The sequence below is a fragment of the Bradyrhizobium macuxiense genome, assembly GCF_001542415.1.
GTDB classification, from domain to species: Bacteria; Pseudomonadota; Alphaproteobacteria; order Rhizobiales; family Xanthobacteraceae; genus Bradyrhizobium; species Bradyrhizobium macuxiense.
Genome location: NZ_LNCU01000115.1, coordinates 53723 through 69591 on the forward strand (window position 1 = coordinate 53723; position 15869 = coordinate 69591).

17 protein-coding genes are annotated in these 15869 nt (G+C 64.8%); 9 read left to right on the forward strand and 8 right to left on the reverse strand.

Annotation, left to right across the window (positions count from 1 at the left end):
- Nucleotides 1-98: 98 nt before the first annotated feature.
- Nucleotides 99-371, forward strand: a complete 273-nt coding sequence (locus tag AS156_RS34865; protein WP_136626594.1) for a hypothetical protein — start codon at nt 99-101, stop codon at nt 369-371.
- Between the two features lie 557 nt (nt 372-928).
- Here AS156_RS34865 and AS156_RS34870 read toward each other — a convergent pair.
- A complete protein-coding gene (locus AS156_RS34870) occupies nt 929-1405 on the reverse strand; it encodes a winged helix-turn-helix transcriptional regulator (protein ID WP_066513895.1) in 477 nt (158 codons plus the stop codon).
- Between the two features lie 111 nt (nt 1406-1516).
- Here AS156_RS34870 and AS156_RS34875 point away from each other — a divergent pair, with 111 nt between their 5' ends.
- Nucleotides 1517-2290 (forward strand): glucose 1-dehydrogenase, encoded by a 774-nt coding sequence (locus AS156_RS34875; protein ID WP_066513896.1) that lies wholly within the window; start codon nt 1517-1519, stop codon nt 2288-2290.
- 178 nt (nt 2291-2468) lie between these two features.
- Here the strand turns inward: AS156_RS34875 and AS156_RS43150 are convergent, their stop codons facing one another.
- Both AS156_RS43150 and AS156_RS34880 read right to left on the reverse strand, forming a co-directional pair.
- Entirely contained in the window at nt 2469-2657 is a 189-nt protein-coding gene (locus AS156_RS43150; RefSeq protein WP_160331189.1) for a hypothetical protein, read from the reverse strand.
- A gap of 86 nt (nt 2658-2743) precedes the next feature.
- Complete coding sequence (locus tag AS156_RS34880) at nt 2744-3352, reverse strand: FMN-dependent NADH-azoreductase (protein ID WP_066513897.1); 609 nt, start codon at nt 3350-3352, stop codon at nt 2744-2746.
- Nucleotides 3353-3451: 99 nt separating this feature from the next.
- On the opposite strand from AS156_RS34880, the gene AS156_RS34885 reads away from it, so the two are divergent.
- Nucleotides 3452-3850, forward strand: a complete 399-nt coding sequence (locus AS156_RS34885) for a winged helix-turn-helix transcriptional regulator (protein ID WP_066513898.1) — start codon at nt 3452-3454, stop codon at nt 3848-3850.
- Nucleotides 3851-4011: 161 nt separating this feature from the next.
- Here the strand turns inward: AS156_RS34885 and dprA are convergent, their stop codons facing one another.
- Entirely contained in the window at nt 4012-5118 is a 1107-nt protein-coding gene (gene dprA / locus AS156_RS34890; RefSeq protein WP_066513899.1) for a DNA-processing protein DprA, read from the reverse strand.
- Between the two features lie 105 nt (nt 5119-5223).
- Here dprA and AS156_RS34895 point away from each other — a divergent pair, with 105 nt between their 5' ends.
- Nucleotides 5224-6462: an amidase gene (locus AS156_RS34895; RefSeq protein WP_066514120.1), complete on the forward strand. Its 1239-nt coding sequence runs from the start codon at nt 5224-5226 to the stop codon at nt 6460-6462.
- Between the two features lie 109 nt (nt 6463-6571).
- Here AS156_RS34895 and plsY read toward each other — a convergent pair whose 3' ends face one another.
- From plsY to AS156_RS34910, 3 genes are read right to left on the reverse strand one after another with little or no spacing between them, the layout of a single operon-like run.
- On the reverse strand, nt 6572-7165 hold the full coding sequence (gene plsY, locus AS156_RS34900) for a glycerol-3-phosphate 1-O-acyltransferase PlsY (RefSeq protein ID WP_066514122.1): 594 nt from the start codon (nt 7163-7165) through the stop codon (nt 6572-6574).
- Between the two features lie 38 nt (nt 7166-7203).
- The gene (locus tag AS156_RS34905; RefSeq protein ID WP_066514123.1) at nt 7204-8505 is read right to left on the reverse strand and encodes a dihydroorotase; all 1302 of its coding nucleotides are present in this window, start codon (nt 8503-8505) and stop codon (nt 7204-7206) included.
- Nucleotides 8506-8509: 4 nt separating this feature from the next.
- The gene (locus tag AS156_RS34910) at nt 8510-9463 is read right to left on the reverse strand and encodes an aspartate carbamoyltransferase catalytic subunit (protein WP_066513900.1); all 954 of its coding nucleotides are present in this window, start codon (nt 9461-9463) and stop codon (nt 8510-8512) included.
- 242 nt (nt 9464-9705) lie between these two features.
- Between AS156_RS34910 and AS156_RS34915 the strand changes: the two genes are divergently transcribed.
- From AS156_RS34915 to AS156_RS34925, 3 genes are read left to right on the forward strand one after another with little or no spacing between them, the layout of a single operon-like run.
- Entirely contained in the window at nt 9706-10443 is a 738-nt protein-coding gene (locus AS156_RS34915) for a M15 family metallopeptidase (RefSeq protein WP_066513901.1), read from the forward strand.
- A gap of 25 nt (nt 10444-10468) precedes the next feature.
- Complete coding sequence (locus tag AS156_RS34920; RefSeq protein ID WP_066513902.1) at nt 10469-12112, forward strand: acyl-CoA dehydrogenase family protein; 1644 nt, start codon at nt 10469-10471, stop codon at nt 12110-12112.
- Nucleotides 12113-12122: 10 nt separating this feature from the next.
- On the forward strand, nt 12123-12893 hold the full coding sequence (locus tag AS156_RS34925) for a CPBP family intramembrane glutamic endopeptidase (protein ID WP_066514124.1): 771 nt from the start codon (nt 12123-12125) through the stop codon (nt 12891-12893).
- Nucleotides 12894-12932: 39 nt separating this feature from the next.
- Here AS156_RS34925 and AS156_RS45320 read toward each other — a convergent pair whose 3' ends face one another.
- Nucleotides 12933-13163, reverse strand: coding sequence for a hypothetical protein (locus tag AS156_RS45320; RefSeq protein WP_245313206.1), 231 nt, complete (start codon nt 13161-13163; stop codon nt 12933-12935).
- 753 nt (nt 13164-13916) lie between these two features.
- Here AS156_RS45320 and AS156_RS34935 point away from each other — a divergent pair.
- Together AS156_RS34935 and AS156_RS45325 are read left to right on the forward strand one after the other, a co-directional pair.
- Nucleotides 13917-15263 (forward strand): extracellular solute-binding protein, encoded by a 1347-nt coding sequence (locus tag AS156_RS34935; RefSeq protein ID WP_066514126.1) that lies wholly within the window; start codon nt 13917-13919, stop codon nt 15261-15263.
- A gap of 131 nt (nt 15264-15394) precedes the next feature.
- On the forward strand, nt 15395-15869 hold a 475-nt coding region (locus AS156_RS45325), incomplete at its 3' end, for an ABC transporter ATP-binding protein (RefSeq protein WP_245313207.1).

Below are 15869 nucleotides of genomic sequence, written 5' to 3' on the forward strand. Positions count from 1 at the left end.
GGCGGCCCCTGTCAAATCGACAGATATTGAAAGGGCAGGTTTGGGTAGCAAAATCCTACCTCAAGGGTTGAAAAATGCGTCTTATAGTTGTGGCCGGAATGGGCCCATCTCTTCTTCTATTGGGTGGGATGAAGCAGCTTTTTGAGCAGGACACGAGGCAGCCGGAAACGGAAGGGGGCCGATCGGCAGACGACGGGACAGGTGGGGAGGACAGCCCGGATGATGCCCTGGTCCTGATCGGCGCGGCTGCGACCGAATTCGCGAAACTCGCCCAACGCCACAAATTCGAAGTCCTCGAGCGTCTGCTCGCGATGACCCGGCTGGAAGCCGACGAGCAGTTGCGGGCGCGGAGCCGGCGGAAGCCGTCGTGAGGGGAGAGGAAGATGTCGTGCGCTTCCGTCGTCCCTGCGAAAGCAGGGAGCCATATTCCGCGGCGGTTGTCGTGATGGGGATTCGTCGTTCCAGCTTCGCACAACAATAGACATTCGTGGTTGCGTCCCTGCTTTCGCAGGGACGACAGCGAATGTGTTGAACCGCTAATGAGTCGTACGTTCGCATTCTCGCGACATCATTTGTCCGAGCTTTGCATTTCGTTCCGCCCTCTTCGTTAGCAGAGGGCGCAGGGAAAGCCGGGTGCCGATCGCACCCATGGGCCCCGAGCAATGGTAGAAAGCTCGGGGGTAGGACCACAGGTGTAACCGGAGCAATCCGGCCTTCCCTGCGCGATGGTTTACGGCTTATACGGGCTCTCCCCGGCGAGACTGGGCTCTTTTGTCACCGCCCGTTCAAGACGCAAGCGATGCGCAATTGCGCATCTGAGAATCCATTCCACCACCAACGTTGCGGCTTGATGGATTCCGGGTTCGTGCTTCGCACGCCCCGGAATGACGGAGGGGACGGGCGCGCGCCGCAGTGACCGGACCCTTAGCTACGGCACTACGCGCCGCGCACGCTTCGTCGCCGGCCGCGGCTTCAGCGCGGTGTCGGCGGCGTGAAGCACGCGGCCGTCCCGCGAATACAGCGCGAGTTTCTTCACCGGCTTGCCGTTCTCGCGGTCGACCAGGATGGTTGCGATCTCGTCGGGGTGCTCGTCGAACTCCTCGCTCCATTGCCGGAGCGCGACCAGGATCGGGAAGATGCCGCGGCCCTTCGGCGTCAGCACATACTCCTGATAGGCACTGCCGTCGGAGGCGGGGACCGTCTTCAGGATGCCGCGCTCGACCAACGCGCGCAGCCGCGTGGCGAGGATGTTCTTGGCGAGGCCGAGGCTCGCCTGGAATTCGCTAAAACGGCGCCGGCCGAGGCTGGCATCGCGGATGATCAGGAGCGACCACCAGTCGCCGAACACGTCGAGGGCGCGTGCGATCGGGCAGGCATCGCCTGCAAGGCTGGTTCGTTTCACCACGTCTGTCTCCGGACAAGGGCGTGCGATCACGTCCTTGTGTGGTTGCATTATTAAACCAGATACCTTACGTGGGCAACCGAGTTTAATAATGCAACCACGTTGGAGGCGGACATGAGACTGGCGAACAAGACGGCGTTGATCACCGGCGGCAACAGCGGCATCGGCCTTGCGACCGCAAAACTCTTCGTGGCCGAGGGCGCGAAGGTCGTCATCACCGGACGCAACAAAGAGACGCTGGCGGCGGCAGCGAGGGAACTCGGGCCGAACGCGCTTGCGGTGGTGGCCGACGCCACCGACGTCGCAGCGCTGGAAGCCGCCGTGGGGCAGGGCGCGGACAAATTCGGCAAATACGACATCGTGTTCGCCAATGCCGGTATCCCCGGCCAGACGCCGGTCGGCGGCACCACGCTTTCGGCATTCGAGAACGTGATCCGAACCAATCTCACCGGCGTGTTCTTCACCGTGCAGGCGGCCGCGCCTTATCTCAACGACGGCGCGTCCATCATCCTCAACGGCTCGGTAATCTCGGTGCTGGGCAATCCCGGCTATTCGGCCTATGCGGCGAGCAAGGCCGGCGTGCGTGCAATGGCGCGGGTGATCGCGTCGGAACTGTCGCCGCGCGGGATCCGCGTCAACGTGGTGGCGCCCGGCGCGGTGCGTACGCCGATCTGGGGCGCGGCAATCGCGACGCCGGAAGCGGAGAAAATGCTCGAGGCGCGGATCGCCAAGAGCACGCCGCTCGGGCGCCTAGGTGAACCAGATCACATTTCGAAAACGGTGCTGTTCCTTGCGTCGGACGATTCCGCGCATCTGCAAGGGCAGGAACTGTTCGTCGACGGCGGCGCGACGGCTTCACCCGCGGGCGCGCCGATCTATCGCGGCTGACGCGCGCTGCGATCGGGTTGAACTGTCATGGCAGCTTCGTATTGTTGCGGAACAAGCTGATCATTTCAGATCGTTCAAACAGTCGACGTGGCGCGAGTCACGTCGGCCGTTTCATGTGCGGGTTTTTCTCGCGCGACCCAAATTGCATTGAACCTTCGTCGAGGCTGAAGGGACTCTCTCAAGGACGGGGATTTTCATCACTAAGGAATTTTTTGGAGTGAATGATGCCTAAAGCAGCCCGTATCTCGACGTCGATCCCGGTTCCGGTTTCGTCCGTATCCGGGGAGAAGGATTTCGATACGTCCCAGCTTGTGTCGGTCGCAATATTTTCCGGCATCGGCTTGCTGATTTCGCTCGTCGCCGTCATTTGCGGAGTGCAGGGCGTCTGGTTGTAACTTTACTGAAGTGAACGAAAGGCCTGCCGTCATCGCGGCGACGGCAGGCCCGCAGCTTTTAGGCTGCGTTCAGGGTGCTCGCGGCCTGCAGCGCACCGGCAACGGCCTTCTCGCGATGCTCAGGACCGACCTGGATGCCGTCGGCGGAGATGAACTCGAGATTCGTGACGCCGATGAAGCCGAACACTCCGCGCAGATAGGTTTCGAGATGTTCGAGCGCGGCCATCGGCGTGCCGGCGCCGTAATAGCCGCCGCGCGAGATCGCGATGATGACGCGCTTGCCGCCGGCCAGTCCCTCGACGCCGCCGGCGCCGTATTTGAACGTCTTGCCAGCCACAAGGACGCGATCGATCCAGGCCTTGAGTTGCGAGGGGATCGTGAAGTTGTACATGGGCGCACCGATCACGACGATGTCGGCGTCCAGAAACTCCTCCAGCACCGCCTGACCGGCCGCGATATCGTCGCGCAGCGACGGTTCCGGCGTCGCGCCCTGGCCGGCGGCAAGGTGGGAACCGGAGAGGTGGGCGAGCGGGGTCTGGGTCAGGTCGCGATAGGTCACGACGAGGCCGGGATTGGCCTGGCGCAGCCGCTCGACGGCGGCGGCGGAAACCTGGCGGCTGACGGAGTGAGGGCCGAGGACGGAGGAATCGATGTGCAGAAGTTTCATGGCAGGGGTCACCTTTGGTATAGGTTTGTAACTGGCGCTATATGAGTGACCGCCCTAAATCTCCGCAAGAACGCACATTTTTGAAACCCGAGCACAGCAATGAGACCCGAGAACATCCGTGTGCCCGCCCTGCCACCTATGCCCGGGCCCGACCATGGCGACTGCAAGGCCGTCGCCTCGGTGCTGGCACGTGTCGGCGACAAATGGAGCGTGTTCGTGATCATGATGCTGATCGACGGACCACGGCGCTTCAACGAGTTGAAGCGCATGATCAACGGCATCTCGCAGCGGATGCTGACGCTCACGCTGCGCGGGCTGGAGCGCGACGGCCTGGTGACGCGCACGATCTTCCCGACCATCCCGCCGCGGGTGGACTACGAGCTGACCGATCTCGGCCGCGGCCTAGCCGAGCCGGTGAAGGCGCTCGGCGAATGGGCCATCGCGCATCTGCCGGAGATCGAGGGCGCGCGGAGCAAGTTCGACACGCGGAATGAGTGAGGGATGTAACCGTCCCCGTCACCCTGAGGAGGCCGCGTAGCGGCCGTCTCGAAGGGGCGACGGCCCGGCTCTCTCTGCGCTGAAGTTGCGGGGCCGTGCATCCTTCGACACGCCTGCTGCGCAGGCTCTCAGACTCTCAGGATGGCGGAATTGGATTTGCGCTAAATCATCGACACCAGGCCGCCGCCGTGGCGTTCGAGCTTGCCGGCGAGCTCGAGTTCGAGCAGCACCGCGCGGACGACCGCGGGCGGCACACCGGCCATCCGGATCAAATCGTCGAGGCTGATCGGGCTCGGGCCGAGCAGGCTGACGATGCGGGCGCGATCACTCGGATCGGTGGCGAAATCCAGCGGCTCGTCGTCTTCGCGCACGCCGAGCATGATCGGCCGCTCCATGATCGGTGCGACCGCGTTGATGATGTCGGCGGCCTCGGTGACCGGCGTCGCGCCTTGCTTGATCAGATCGTTGGTGCCGGCGGCGCGCGGATTGATCGGCGAGCCCGGCACCGCAAAGACTTCGCGGCCCTGTTCGGCCGCCATCCGCACCGTGATCAGCGAGCCGGAGCGATGCGCGGCCTCGACGATGACGACGCCGAGCGACGCGCCCGAGATCAGCCGGTTGCGGCGAGGAAAGTCGCGCGCCCGCGGCACGCGGCCGAGCGGCATTTCGGAGAGCGCGGCCCCCTGATCGAGCAGTGCGGCCAGCAAGTCCTCATGCTCGGGTGGATAGATCCTGTCGTGGCCGCCGGCCAGCACGGCGACCGTGCCGCTCGTGACACTGGCGCGATGCGCCGCCTGGTCGATGCCGCGGGCAAGGCCGGAGATCACGACAAAGCCCGCGTCGCCGAGATCGCGCGCAAGTTGTCCGGCGAACTTCAGGCCCGCGCCGGAGGCATTGCGCGAACCGACGATCGCGATCATCGGCCGCATCAGCGCATCGCACGCCCCGCGCACGCCGAGCAGCGGCGGGGCGTCGTCGATGGTGGCAAGCCGCGACGGATAATGGGCTTCGCCGGGCGCGACCAGGTCGATGCCGAATTTTCCGCAGGCGGCGAGTTCTGCGGCGGCGTCGGCCTCGCTGCAGATGCGGCCCGATCCCGACGCGCCGCCGCGGCGCGCGAGGTCGGGCAGGCGTTCGAGCGCGGTCGCCGCATCGCCGAAATGGCGGAGCAGCGATGCAAAAGTGCGCGGGCCGACATTGTCGGAGCGGATCAACCTGAGACGATTGAGCCGTTCGGCGTCGGAAAGTCCGTGCGGACGGTCGTGCATGCCGGATCCAGCTTCGCCGAAGAGAGGATTGTGATCAACGGTCTCATTGGCACACCCCGCACGACGCGCTACGACAAACCGTCGACAGCAGCAGAGGGGCGCGCCATGATTTCACTCGCCGATCTCCAACGGCGGATCGCACAGGGCGCGCTGTCGCCCGAGGCGGCCATCGGCCAATCGCTGGAGGCGGTCGGCGCGGACCGGGCGACCATCGGCGCCTTCGTTCGCTATGACGAGAAGGCGCGCGCGCAAGGCGCCGGGCCGCTGCGCGGGATCGCGGTCGGCATCAAGGACATCATCGATACCGCCGATGTCCCGACCGAGATGGGCGCCGCGATCTATCGCGGGCATCAGCCGCGTGCCGATGCGCCCGTGGTGATGGCCCTGAAGCAGGCCGGCGCCACCATCATCGGCAAGACCACGACGACGGCGTTCGCGGCGAACGATCCGACCGCCACGCTCAATCCGCATAATCATGCGCATACGCCCGGCGGATCGTCGTCGGGCTCGGCGGCAGCCGTCGCCGCGGCAATGATCCCGCTGGCGCTGGGGACGCAGACCGGCGGCTCGGTGATCCGGCCGGCCTCGTTCTGCGGTGTCGCCGCGATCAAGCCGAGCTACCGGTTGCTGCCGACCGTCGGCGTGAAATGCTTCTCCTGGACGCTCGATACCGTCGGGCTGTTTGCGTCGGGCGTTCGCGACGTCGCGCTGGGGCTTTCAGCGATGACCAACCGGCCGGAGCTCGTGGTGCCGCCGGAGGTCGCGACGCCGCGGATCGGCGTTGTGACGCAGGCCTTTGCCGGCGCGCCGGAGGCATCAGGCGCGGCGGCGCTGCAGACGGCGTCGCGCGCCGCGGAGCGGGCCGGGGCATCGGTGCGCGAGCTCGCCATGCCCGACATCGTCGCGGAGGCCTGGCGCATCCATCCCATCGTGCAGGATTTCGAGGCGCATCAGTCGTTCGCCTGGGAGTACCGGCAGAACTATGATGCGATGCCGCCGCTGCTGCGCGGCCGGCTCGACGAGAGCAAGGGCATCACGGCGCGCGATTACGATGCGGCGATGAACGTCGCGTTGAGTGCCCGGCAGGCGCTATCAGCCGTTTTTGACGAGGTCGACGTGCTGCTGACGCTGTCGGCGCCGGGCGCTGCGCCCAAGGGGTTATCGTATACTGGCGATCCCCGTTACAATCGGCTGTGGACGCTGATGGGCGTGCCCTGCGTCAACGTGCCGGCGCTTATTGCCGAGGGTGGCTTGCCCGTCGGCGTGACCGTCATCGCGCCGTTCGGCGCCGACGCGCGGGCGCTGGCGGCGGCGAGTTTTGTTGAAGGGGCCTTGCGAAATTAGAGACAGTCATTCCAGGGCGGGACGCAGTCGCGAGCCCGGAATATCGAGATTCCCAGGCGCGCAATTGCGCGCCATGGTTCGATGCTGCGCATCGCCCCGGAATGATGCGTCACCTCTTCTCGCCGATCTTGCCTTCGGTGCCGGCCTGCAGGCGCTTGATGTTTTCGCGGTGCATGTAGAACAGCAGAAGCGTCAGCACCGCGAACAGCGAGGCGAGGGCGTTGTGGCCGAACCACCACAGGAAGATCGGCGTCACGAAGGCCGCGACCAGTGCCGACAGCGACGAGTAGCGGGTGGTGAAGGCGGTGGCGAGCCAGATCGCGGCAAAGATCAGCGCGGCGGGCCAGAACAGGCCAAGCAGCACGCCGATATAGGTGGCGACACCCTTGCCGCCCCGGAACTTGAGCCAGATCGGAAAGAGATGGCCGAGGAACGCGCCGAGCGCGGCGATCATCGCCGCATTGGGGCCGCCGATATAGCCCGCGATGATGACGGCGACCGTGCCCTTCAGCATGTCGCCGATCAGCGTCGCCGCCGCGAGGCCCTTGCGCCCAGTGCGCAGCACGTTGGTGGCGCCGATATTGCCCGAACCGATCGAGCGCAGATCCTGCGTGCCGGCAAGCTTGGTCAGGATCATGCCGAACGGGATCGACCCGCAGAGATAGCCGATCAGGAACGCGACAATGAGGAACCCGTCACCCATGGCTGCGCCTCCGGTCGTGCCCGCCACTGTGGCACGGGTCAGACATGCTCGTACACCGTGCGGCCGCCGACGATCGTCCGCATCACGCGACCCGAGAACCGGGCATCGTCGAACGGGGTGTTCTTGCACAGCGATTTGAGGTCGTCGCGATCGAGCACCCAGGGCGTGTCGGCATCGATCACGATGACGTCGGCCGGCGCGCCCGCGCGCAGCGTGCCGCCGGGCAGGCCAAGAATTTCCGCCGGCCGGGTCGACATCGCCCGGATCAGCGTCTTGAAGTCCATCTCGCCATTGTGGATCAGCCGCAAGGCGGCCGGCAATATGGTTTGCAGGCCGACCGCGCCGCTGGCGGCTTCGGCGAACGGCAGCCGCTTGACCTCGACGTCCTGCGGATTGTGGTCGCTCATCACGACGTCGATCAGTCCGGAGGCGAGGGCTGCCACCAGCGCCTTGCGGTCGTCCTCGGTGCGCAGCGGCGGCGACAGCTTCAGGAAAGTGCGATAGGGGCCGATATCGTTCTCGTTCAGCGTCACATGGTTGATCGAGACCGAGGCCGAGACATCGAGGCCGCTGTCGCGGGCGCGTTTGAGGATATCGAGCGACTCTATCGAAGTGAGCGAGGCCGCGTGGTAGCGGCCGCCGGTCAGCGCCGCGAGCCGCATGTCGCGCTCGAGCATGATCGACTCGGCGGCGGTGGGTATGCCCATCAACCCGAGCCGTGTGCCGAACTCGCCCTCATTCATCACGCCTTCGCCGACGAGGTCGGGATCCTCGGTGTGATGCACGATCAGCGCGTCGAAATCGCGGGCATAGGTCAGCGCGCGGCGCATCACCTGCGCATTGGTGACGCTCTTGTCGCCGTCGGTGAAGGCGACCGCGCCGGCGGCCTTCAGCAGGCCGATCTCGGTCATCTCCTGGCCCTGCAGGCCTTTGGTGAGTGCCGCCATCGGATGGATGTTGACGATCGCGGTGTCGCGGGCGCGGCGCAGTACGAAGTCGACGGTCGCCGAATTGTCGATCACCGGCGACGTATCCGGCTGGCAGATGATGGTGGTGATGCCGCCGGCGGCTGCGGCCTGGCTTGCGGAGGCAAAGGTCTCGCGGTGGCTCGCGCCGGGCTCGCCGACAAAGGCGCGCATGTCGATCAGACCCGGGGCCACGATCTTGCCGGCGCAATTGACGACGTCAGTGCCCTCGGGGACGCCGGCGGCGCCGATGCCGCGCTTGGCGTCGCGGATCACGCCGTCGGCGATCAGGACATCACCCGGGCCGTCGAAATCGCGCGAGGGATCGATGACGCGGGCGTTGGCGAGCAGGATGGGGCGTCGGTCAGTCAGCATGGCGTCACGCATTCGGCAGGTTGCGGGCGAGCGCTTCCAGCACCGCCATGCGCACTGCCACACCCATTTCAACTTGTTCACGGATCAGCGACTGCGCGCCGTCTGCGACGAAGGTGTCGATCTCGACGCCGCGATTCATCGGGCCGGGATGCATCACCAGCGCATCGGGCTTGGCGTAGCCGAGCTTCTTCTTGTCGAGGCCGAAATAGTTGAAATACTCGGCCGAGGACGGGACGAAGGAGCCGTTCATGCGCTCGCGCTGCAAGCGCAGCATCATCACGATATCGGCGCCGTTCAGCCCCTCGCGCATGTCGCGCGCGACCTCGACGCCCATCCGCTCGATGCCGGGCGGCAACAGCGTGGAGGGGCCGACCACGCGGACGCGCGCGCCCATCGTGTTGAGCAGCAGGATGTTGGAGCGCGCCACGCGTGAATGCAGCACGTCGCCGCAGATCGCGATCACCAGCCCCTCGATCTGGCCCTTGTTACGGCGGATGGTCAGCGCGTCGAGCAGCGCCTGGGTCGGATGCTCGTGGCTGCCGTCGCCGGCATTGATCACGGAACCGTCAACCTTGCGGGCCAGCAGCTCGACCGCGCCGGAGGCGTGGTGGCGCACCACCAGGATATCCGGGTGCATCGCGTTCAGCGTCACCGCGGTGTCCATCAGCGTCTCGCCCTTGCGGGTGGACATCGATGACACCGACATGTTCATGACGTCGGCGCCCAGCCGTTTTCCGGCGATCTCGAACGAGGACTGGGTCCGGGTCGAGGCCTCGAAAAACAGGTTCACCTGGGTGCGGCCGCGCAGCGAAGCGCGTTTCTTGTCGACCTGGCGGTTGAGCTCGACATATTCCTCGGAGAGGTCGAGCAGGCCCGTGATGTCGTCAGCGGAAAGGCCCTCGATGCCCAGCAGATGCCGGTGACCAAGGACGAAAGTCGATTTCAATGATGGGGTCATTAAAGCGAGAGCTATAGGCGCGGATGGCCCGAGGGGCAAGCGCGAAGAGGGGCGATGGAAGTTATCCCCGAGTAACAGCGCCGGGGCTTTGACGGTCAGGCCTGGCCTTGTCTCAGGCATGCTTGAAGTTGCCCCAAAAGCGGACGTGGATGACCGGACCCGTCCATGCCGAGATGTCAGGGGGGAGGCCAAGGGGCGGGAGAAGGGGCAGGAGAATGAAGGTGCGCCTTGTGAAAATTGTCATGATCGCAGCTGGCCTCGCAGCCTGGATGTCGCCGGCCGTCGCGCGGGACCTGCCTGACGGGTTCGTGTTCCTCCGGGATATCGATCCGACCATCATCCAGGACATCCGCTACGCCACCTCCAACAACTTCATGGGCCGGCCGATCGCGGGCTACGGCGCCGGCGAATGCGTGGTGAAGCGGGAGGTGGGGCTTCGCCTCAAGGCCGTGCAGCAGGAACTCGCGCGGCGAAAGCTCTCGCTCAAGATGTTCGATTGCTACCGGCCGGGCCGCGCCGTCGCCGATATGGTGGCGTGGTCGAAGAACGGCAGGGAAACCGCGGCCGAGCGGCGCTACAATCCGGACTTCTCGAAGGCGGATCTGTTTCGGCTCGGTTACATAGCCACCCATTCCGGTCATTCGACAGGAGCTGCCCTCGATCTCACCCTGGTCGATCTCACGGCCGACAATTCGGGCAAGTTCGATCCCGCGCGCAATTACGCCGACTGCACCGCGCCGGTGGCGGCACGCGCGCCGGAGGGCAGTGTCGACATGGGCACCGGCTATGACTGCTCCGATGCGAAGGGGCACACCGCCGCCAGCTCTATCACGCCGGCACAGCGGCGTTGGCGGAACACGCTGTTGGCCGCCATGGCCAGGCAGGGATTTGTGAACTATTCGAAGGAATGGTGGCACTTTTCGCTGCCGGGAGCGGGCGGACAAGCCTATGATTTCGCGATACCTTCGCGTCGCAATTGATTCCTGACGGGTCCGAGACACAACCATGACGCAGGCTTCTTTTGCCACCCACGAAGTGCTGAACCAGTCGCCGCCGTTCGAGAACGTCGACCTGTTCACGGCGGATGCGCCGCTGGTCGCAGCGGTCGCGGCCAATGGCGGGGCAGGGGCCACCGCCGAGCTCGCGGATTTCGGCAAGCACTGGGGTTCCGCCGCGATGGCGGAGCGCGGTCGCGTCGCCAACGAGAACACGCCGAAGCTCCGGCTGTTCGACTCCAAGGGCAATCGCCGCGATGAGGTCGAGTTTCATCCGGCCTATCACGAGCTGATGGCGCACTCAGCGCATGCCGGCGTGCACAATTCGACCTGGACCGCCGACGGCAAGCCGGCCGGCGGAGCGGCCGAGGTGGTGCGGGCGGCAAGGTTCTACATCGCCTCCCAGGTCGAGACCGGCCATCTCTGTCCGATCACGATGACGCGTGCGTCGGTCGCGGCGCTCGCCTCGCAGCCGGAGATCCTGGCGAAGACCATGCCTGTGATCGGCACGCGCTCCTACGACCCGAGCTTTGCGCCGTGGTGGACCAAGCGCGGCATGACGCTCGGCATGGGCATGACCGAGAAGCAGGGCGGCACCGATGTGCGCGCCAACATGACGCGCGCGGAGCGCGACGGCGATGCCTACCGCATCACCGGTCACAAATGGTTCATGTCGGCGCCGATGTGCGATGCGTTCCTGGTGCTGGCGCAGGCCAAGGAGGGCTTGAGCTGCTTCTTCATGCCGCGCTTCGCGCCCGACGGCGCGGTCAATGCGATCCACTTCCAGCGCCTGAAGGACAAGCTCGGCAACCGTTCCAACGCGTCGTCAGAGGTGGAATTCCACGGCGCTTATGCCGAGCTGATCGGCGAGGAGGGCAAGGGCATCCGCACCATCATCCAGATGGTGCAGCTGACGCGGCAGGATTGTGCGATTGCGTCTGCCGGGCTGATGCGCTCTGGGCTTGCACATGCGCTGCATCACGCCCGGCATCGCAGCGTGTTCCAGAAGCATCTCGCCGACCAGCCGCTGATGCAGGCCGTGCTGTCGGATATGGCGCTGCATGTCGAGGCGTCGATCGCGCTGGTGATGCGGCTCTGCCGCGCCTTCGATCGCGCGCCGCTCGTTACAGGCGAAGCCGCCTACATGCGGCTGCTGACGCCTGCGATCAAATACTGGGTCTGCAAGAGCGCGCCGCCGTTCCTCTATGAGGCGATGGAGTGTCTCGGCGGCAACGGCTATGTCGAGGAGGGCATTCTTGCCCGGCATTACCGGGAGTCGCCGGTCAACGCGATCTGGGAAGGCTCCGGCAATGTGATGTGCCTCGACGTGCTGCGCGCGCTCGGCCGCGAAGCCGATGCTGCGTTGGCCGTGCTGCGCGCGCTTGCCGACGAAACCAAGGGCCTGCCGGGCGCGGCCGAAACGGTTGGGTTGATCGGCAAGTCCTTCCGCCGGGCCGACAGCGAGCGCGTGGCGCGCCTTGCGGTGGAGAGGCTGGCGCTGCTCGCCGCGGCTGCAGCGCTGAACCAGGTCGCGCCTGCGAATGCCGAACTGTTCGCGGCGACGCGGCTCGCCGGAAACCACCCCGGTATGTACGGCGCGATCGACCTGTCTGACGATGACCAGCGCGCGCTGCTTGTGCGCGCCCTGCCATGAAGGCCTGCTGATGGACGCACTCAATCCCGAACTGCCGCCTGCGAACATCGAACCGCCGCCGCGTCCGCCGCGGGTCTGGAAGTTCTGGGGCACGGCGCTGTGGGGCCTGCTGATCTTCGCCGCGATGTTCCTCGGCCAGCTCGCAGTGATCATCTACTACGTGCTGCGCGAGGGCGCGCCGCTATCCACTGAAGGCATCACCCATGTGGTCGCCAGCGGTTTGACGATTTCGCTCTCGGTGATGGCGGGCCTGCCGATGGTGCTGCTGGCGCTGTGGATTGCGATCCGCCCGACGCGGATATCGTTCGCCGATTACCTCGGACTGCACTGGACGTCGTGGCGCAATTTCCTGATCGGCGCCGTGGCGATGGCCGTGCTGATCGGCGGTTGGGACATGGTGTCGCGTGCGGCCGGCCGCGAGGTGGTCCCCGGCTTCATGGGGGATGTGCTGAAATCGGCGCAGGAAGACGGCGCGATGTGGCTATTGGTGATCGCCTTCGCGGTCGCTGCGCCGATCTGGGAGGAGCTGTTCGCGCGCGGCTGGCTGTATCGCGGCTGGTCGGAATCCCGGCTTGGCCCGTATGGCGCGATCGTGCTGTCGGCGATCGTCTGGACGATGATGCATCTCCAGTACGACTGGTTCTTCCTATGCGAGGTGCTGTCGATCGGCCTGCTGTTCGGCTACCTGCGCTTCCGCACCGGCTCGGTCTGGCTGACCATCGTGCTGCATGGGCTGAACAACCTGGCGGCCACGATCCAGACCTGGTGGTTGACGGGATGACCGACAGGTATGCCAGGGACGGTTCCGCAGGCTCAGCGCCTATGGTACGCCATCGACGACCGGTCGTCTGAACCCCATCGCCATCCACGCACCGAGTAACTTCAGCATGAATTTTCCGGAGTGGCCCGGATAATTGGCCATATCGTCAGGCAAAATCACACCCTCGGGCCGTTCGGCGGTCATCATCCGCATCGTTGCCGGTGGGATATCGTTGGGAAGGCGGCCCCGATAGACCGTGAGCCAGTGACCCCTGGTGAAGTCGAGGAACATGGCCGTGTTACAGCAGCGCGCGTACATTCGCCTCGTCGGCGACGCTGGCTTCAGCCGTCGTTCCTCCAAAAAGTCGCAACCCCGGACGCAGCGTACTCGATCCTTGCGATACACAACGTAATCTGTGCCGCCATCTTCGGCCAAGACTGAGTCCACACCGGACGCTGCTTGATACCGGCGACCTGCCTCTTGGCAACTCGCGCAATAGCAAATGCCTCGCAAGATTGGAGTCCCGACGATCTGGAGCTTGACCTTGCCGCAGCCGCAAGGTGCTGAAGTGGGCTCATTCGTCATTTCGATCACCTTCAACCTACACCCGAACCCGGGGTACCACCGCTCTTGCACAAAGGCGCGACAACGCCTGTAGAAGGGCCATTTTGCACCATCGGTCTCGGCTGCGGTGTTGAACAATTTGCGAGACCGCACAAAAGTTCGCTTCTGGATCGACCCAGACACGTCAAAGCCCCGCCCACGCAGTCGCGATCAGCACCGCGATCGCGGCCGGGATCGTCTGCAACGTCAGCATTGGTGACGTTGGCCACGGCGGTCGGGGCTAGATTCCAGCCTCCAGGCGACATCAGCGGGGAAGGGAAGCGCGACGAGAGGCTTGTTCGAAAGTCTCATGGAACCTCTCGTTGGATCGTCTCGTTGAAGGTTCACACGCGTATCGACGAGGCAGATATTTCATCGACTGGGGCGCGCCTCATCCAACCGCTGCCGAGCAAATCGGCAAACAACCGGGAGGAGCCCAACATGAGTACAGTCAGACCTTCGTCCATCACCCGGCGCCGGTTCTTGCGGGACACCAGCCTCGCTCTCGCCGCCGCCAGTGCGTCTCCGGTACTGTCCGCACCCTTTGCATCGCGCGCCATGGCCGACACCAAGACGCTGACGATCGTGCAATGGAGCCACTTCGTTCCTGCCTACGACAAATGGTTCGACAAATTCGCCAAGGATTGGGGCGAGAAGAACCACATCGATGTCTCGGTCGACCACATTCCGGTGCAGGACGTGGCCGCCCGCGCAGCGGCCGAAGCATCGGCCGGATCCGGCCACGATCTGTTCGGATGGAATGGCGCCGGCGGGGCGCATCTCTACCGCAAGTTCCTGGTCGACGTGACCAGCCTGGTCGAGTCGGTCGAGAAGAAATACGGCAAGGTCAGCGTGATCGGGCGGCAGATCGGCTACAACCAGGACGACCACACCTGGTCCGCCTTTCCCGACTATTACATCAATTTCCCGGCCATGTACCGCAAGAGCGAGTGGGACGGGATCGGCATGAAGCCCGAGACGTGGGACGATGTGCGGATCGGCGGCGCAAAGCTGAAGAAGAAGGGCCACCCGGTCGGGATTTCGCTCGGTCACTCGAACGATCCGAACACGACGTGGCGTGGCGTCCTGTGGAGCTATGGGGGCGCCGTTCAGGACGAAGCCGGCCAGCATGTCGTTCTCAACAGCAAGGGATCGGTCGAGGCGGTCAAGTTCGCAGCTGCCCTCTACAAGGAGGCGATGACGTCGGAGGTCCTGTCGTGGAGTGATGCCAGCAACAACCAGTACATCGACTCGGGCGTCAGTTCGCTGATCATCAACCCGATCTCGGCCTATCGGACGGCCCAGCAACTCAACAAGAAAGTGGCGGACGACATCTTCATCATGGAGCCGCCCAAGGGTCCCGTGCGTCGGTTGATGGGCGGCGCTTCGGAATTCTACGGAATCTGGAAGTTCGGCAAGAACCAGGATGCGGCGATCGAGTTTCTCAAATACTACGCCGACAACTGGATCGAAGCCTTCAAGGCGAGTTCCGGGTACAACAACCCGATCTTCGCCAATATCGTACCGAAACCGATGCCGTTGCTGTCGGATGATCCAACGTCGACACCGCGCGACAAGTTGGCTGCGCTGCAGACCTCGGACCAATGGTCCGCCGTCCCAGGCTATCCCGGGCCGGCAACGCCCGCGACGGACGAGGTCTACAACGACTTCATCATTTGCGACATGATGGCGAAGGCGGCAACCGGCGCGATGACGGCCGAAGAGTCGGTCAAATGGGCTGCGCAACAGTGCGAAGGCATCTTCACCAAGTGGCAACACAAGGCGTGAGGTGATTGCCGGCGCCTCGGGGCCCGGTTCGCACGCAGGCCCCGGCGCAGACTGGAAGCAAAAGGGCAGACAGGAGCGACGCGCCGCCGAGCAATCGGTGCGGCGGGAGACCACTATTGCTAGGATGACCAATGGCTACGGTATCTGCGAGCAATATCGTCAAGAAGTTTGATGAAGTTCTCGCGGTCAACGGCATTTCGCTGGCGGTACCGGACGGCGAGTTCGTGGTCCTGCTTGGGCCCTCGGGTTGCGGAAAGACAACCTTTCTCCGCATCATTTGCGGGCTCGAGAGGCAGACGAGCGGCGACCTCGTTATCGACGGCAATATCGTCAATGACGTTCCACCGCGAGCTCGCGGCGTGGCAATGATGTTTCAGAGCTACGGGCTCTATCCGCACTACACGGTGCGCAACAATATTGCCTTTCCGCTGCGGACCCAGCGTGTCCCCCGCACCGAGATCGAGAAGAAGGTCAATTGGGCATCGCGCCTGCTCGGGATCGAGCATCTGATCGACCGGAGGCCGCGTCAGTTGTCCGGCGGCGAGCGACAGCGTGTGGCGCTCGCGCGAGCGCTGGTCCGTGAGCCGACCGCGCTGTTGCTCGACG

Bases quoted from the DNA above. Each gene is read 5' to 3' on its own strand.
- AS156_RS34885 (WP_066513898.1), top strand. From the start codon at position 3,452: ATGAGACCCGAGAACATCCGTGTGCCCGCCCTGCCACCTATGCCCGGG.
- AS156_RS34910 (WP_066513900.1), bottom strand. From the start codon at position 9,463: ATGACCCCATCATTGAAATCGACTTTCGTCCTTGGTCACCGGCATCTG.
- dprA (WP_066513899.1), bottom strand. From the start codon at position 5,118: ATGCACGACCGTCCGCACGGACTTTCCGACGCCGAACGGCTCAATCGT.
- AS156_RS34935 (WP_066514126.1), top strand. From the start codon at position 13,917: ATGAGTACAGTCAGACCTTCGTCCATCACCCGGCGCCGGTTCTTGCGG.
- AS156_RS34865 (WP_136626594.1), top strand. From the start codon at position 99: ATGGGCCCATCTCTTCTTCTATTGGGTGGGATGAAGCAGCTTTTTGAG.
- AS156_RS34895 (WP_066514120.1), top strand. From the start codon at position 5,224: ATGATTTCACTCGCCGATCTCCAACGGCGGATCGCACAGGGCGCGCTG.
- AS156_RS34875 (WP_066513896.1), top strand. From the start codon at position 1,517: ATGAGACTGGCGAACAAGACGGCGTTGATCACCGGCGGCAACAGCGGC.
- AS156_RS34920 (WP_066513902.1), top strand. From the start codon at position 10,469: ATGACGCAGGCTTCTTTTGCCACCCACGAAGTGCTGAACCAGTCGCCG.
- AS156_RS43150 (WP_160331189.1), bottom strand. From the start codon at position 2,657: ATGACGGCGACGAGCGAAATCAGCAAGCCGATGCCGGAAAATATTGCG.
- AS156_RS34905 (WP_066514123.1), bottom strand. From the start codon at position 8,505: ATGCTGACTGACCGACGCCCCATCCTGCTCGCCAACGCCCGCGTCATC.
- AS156_RS34915 (WP_066513901.1), top strand. From the start codon at position 9,706: ATGATCGCAGCTGGCCTCGCAGCCTGGATGTCGCCGGCCGTCGCGCGG.
- AS156_RS45320 (WP_245313206.1), bottom strand. From the start codon at position 13,163: ATGTTCCTCGACTTCACCAGGGGTCACTGGCTCACGGTCTATCGGGGC.
- AS156_RS34880 (WP_066513897.1), bottom strand. From the start codon at position 3,352: ATGAAACTTCTGCACATCGATTCCTCCGTCCTCGGCCCTCACTCCGTC.
- AS156_RS34925 (WP_066514124.1), top strand. From the start codon at position 12,123: ATGGACGCACTCAATCCCGAACTGCCGCCTGCGAACATCGAACCGCCG.
- plsY (WP_066514122.1), bottom strand. From the start codon at position 7,165: ATGGGTGACGGGTTCCTCATTGTCGCGTTCCTGATCGGCTATCTCTGC.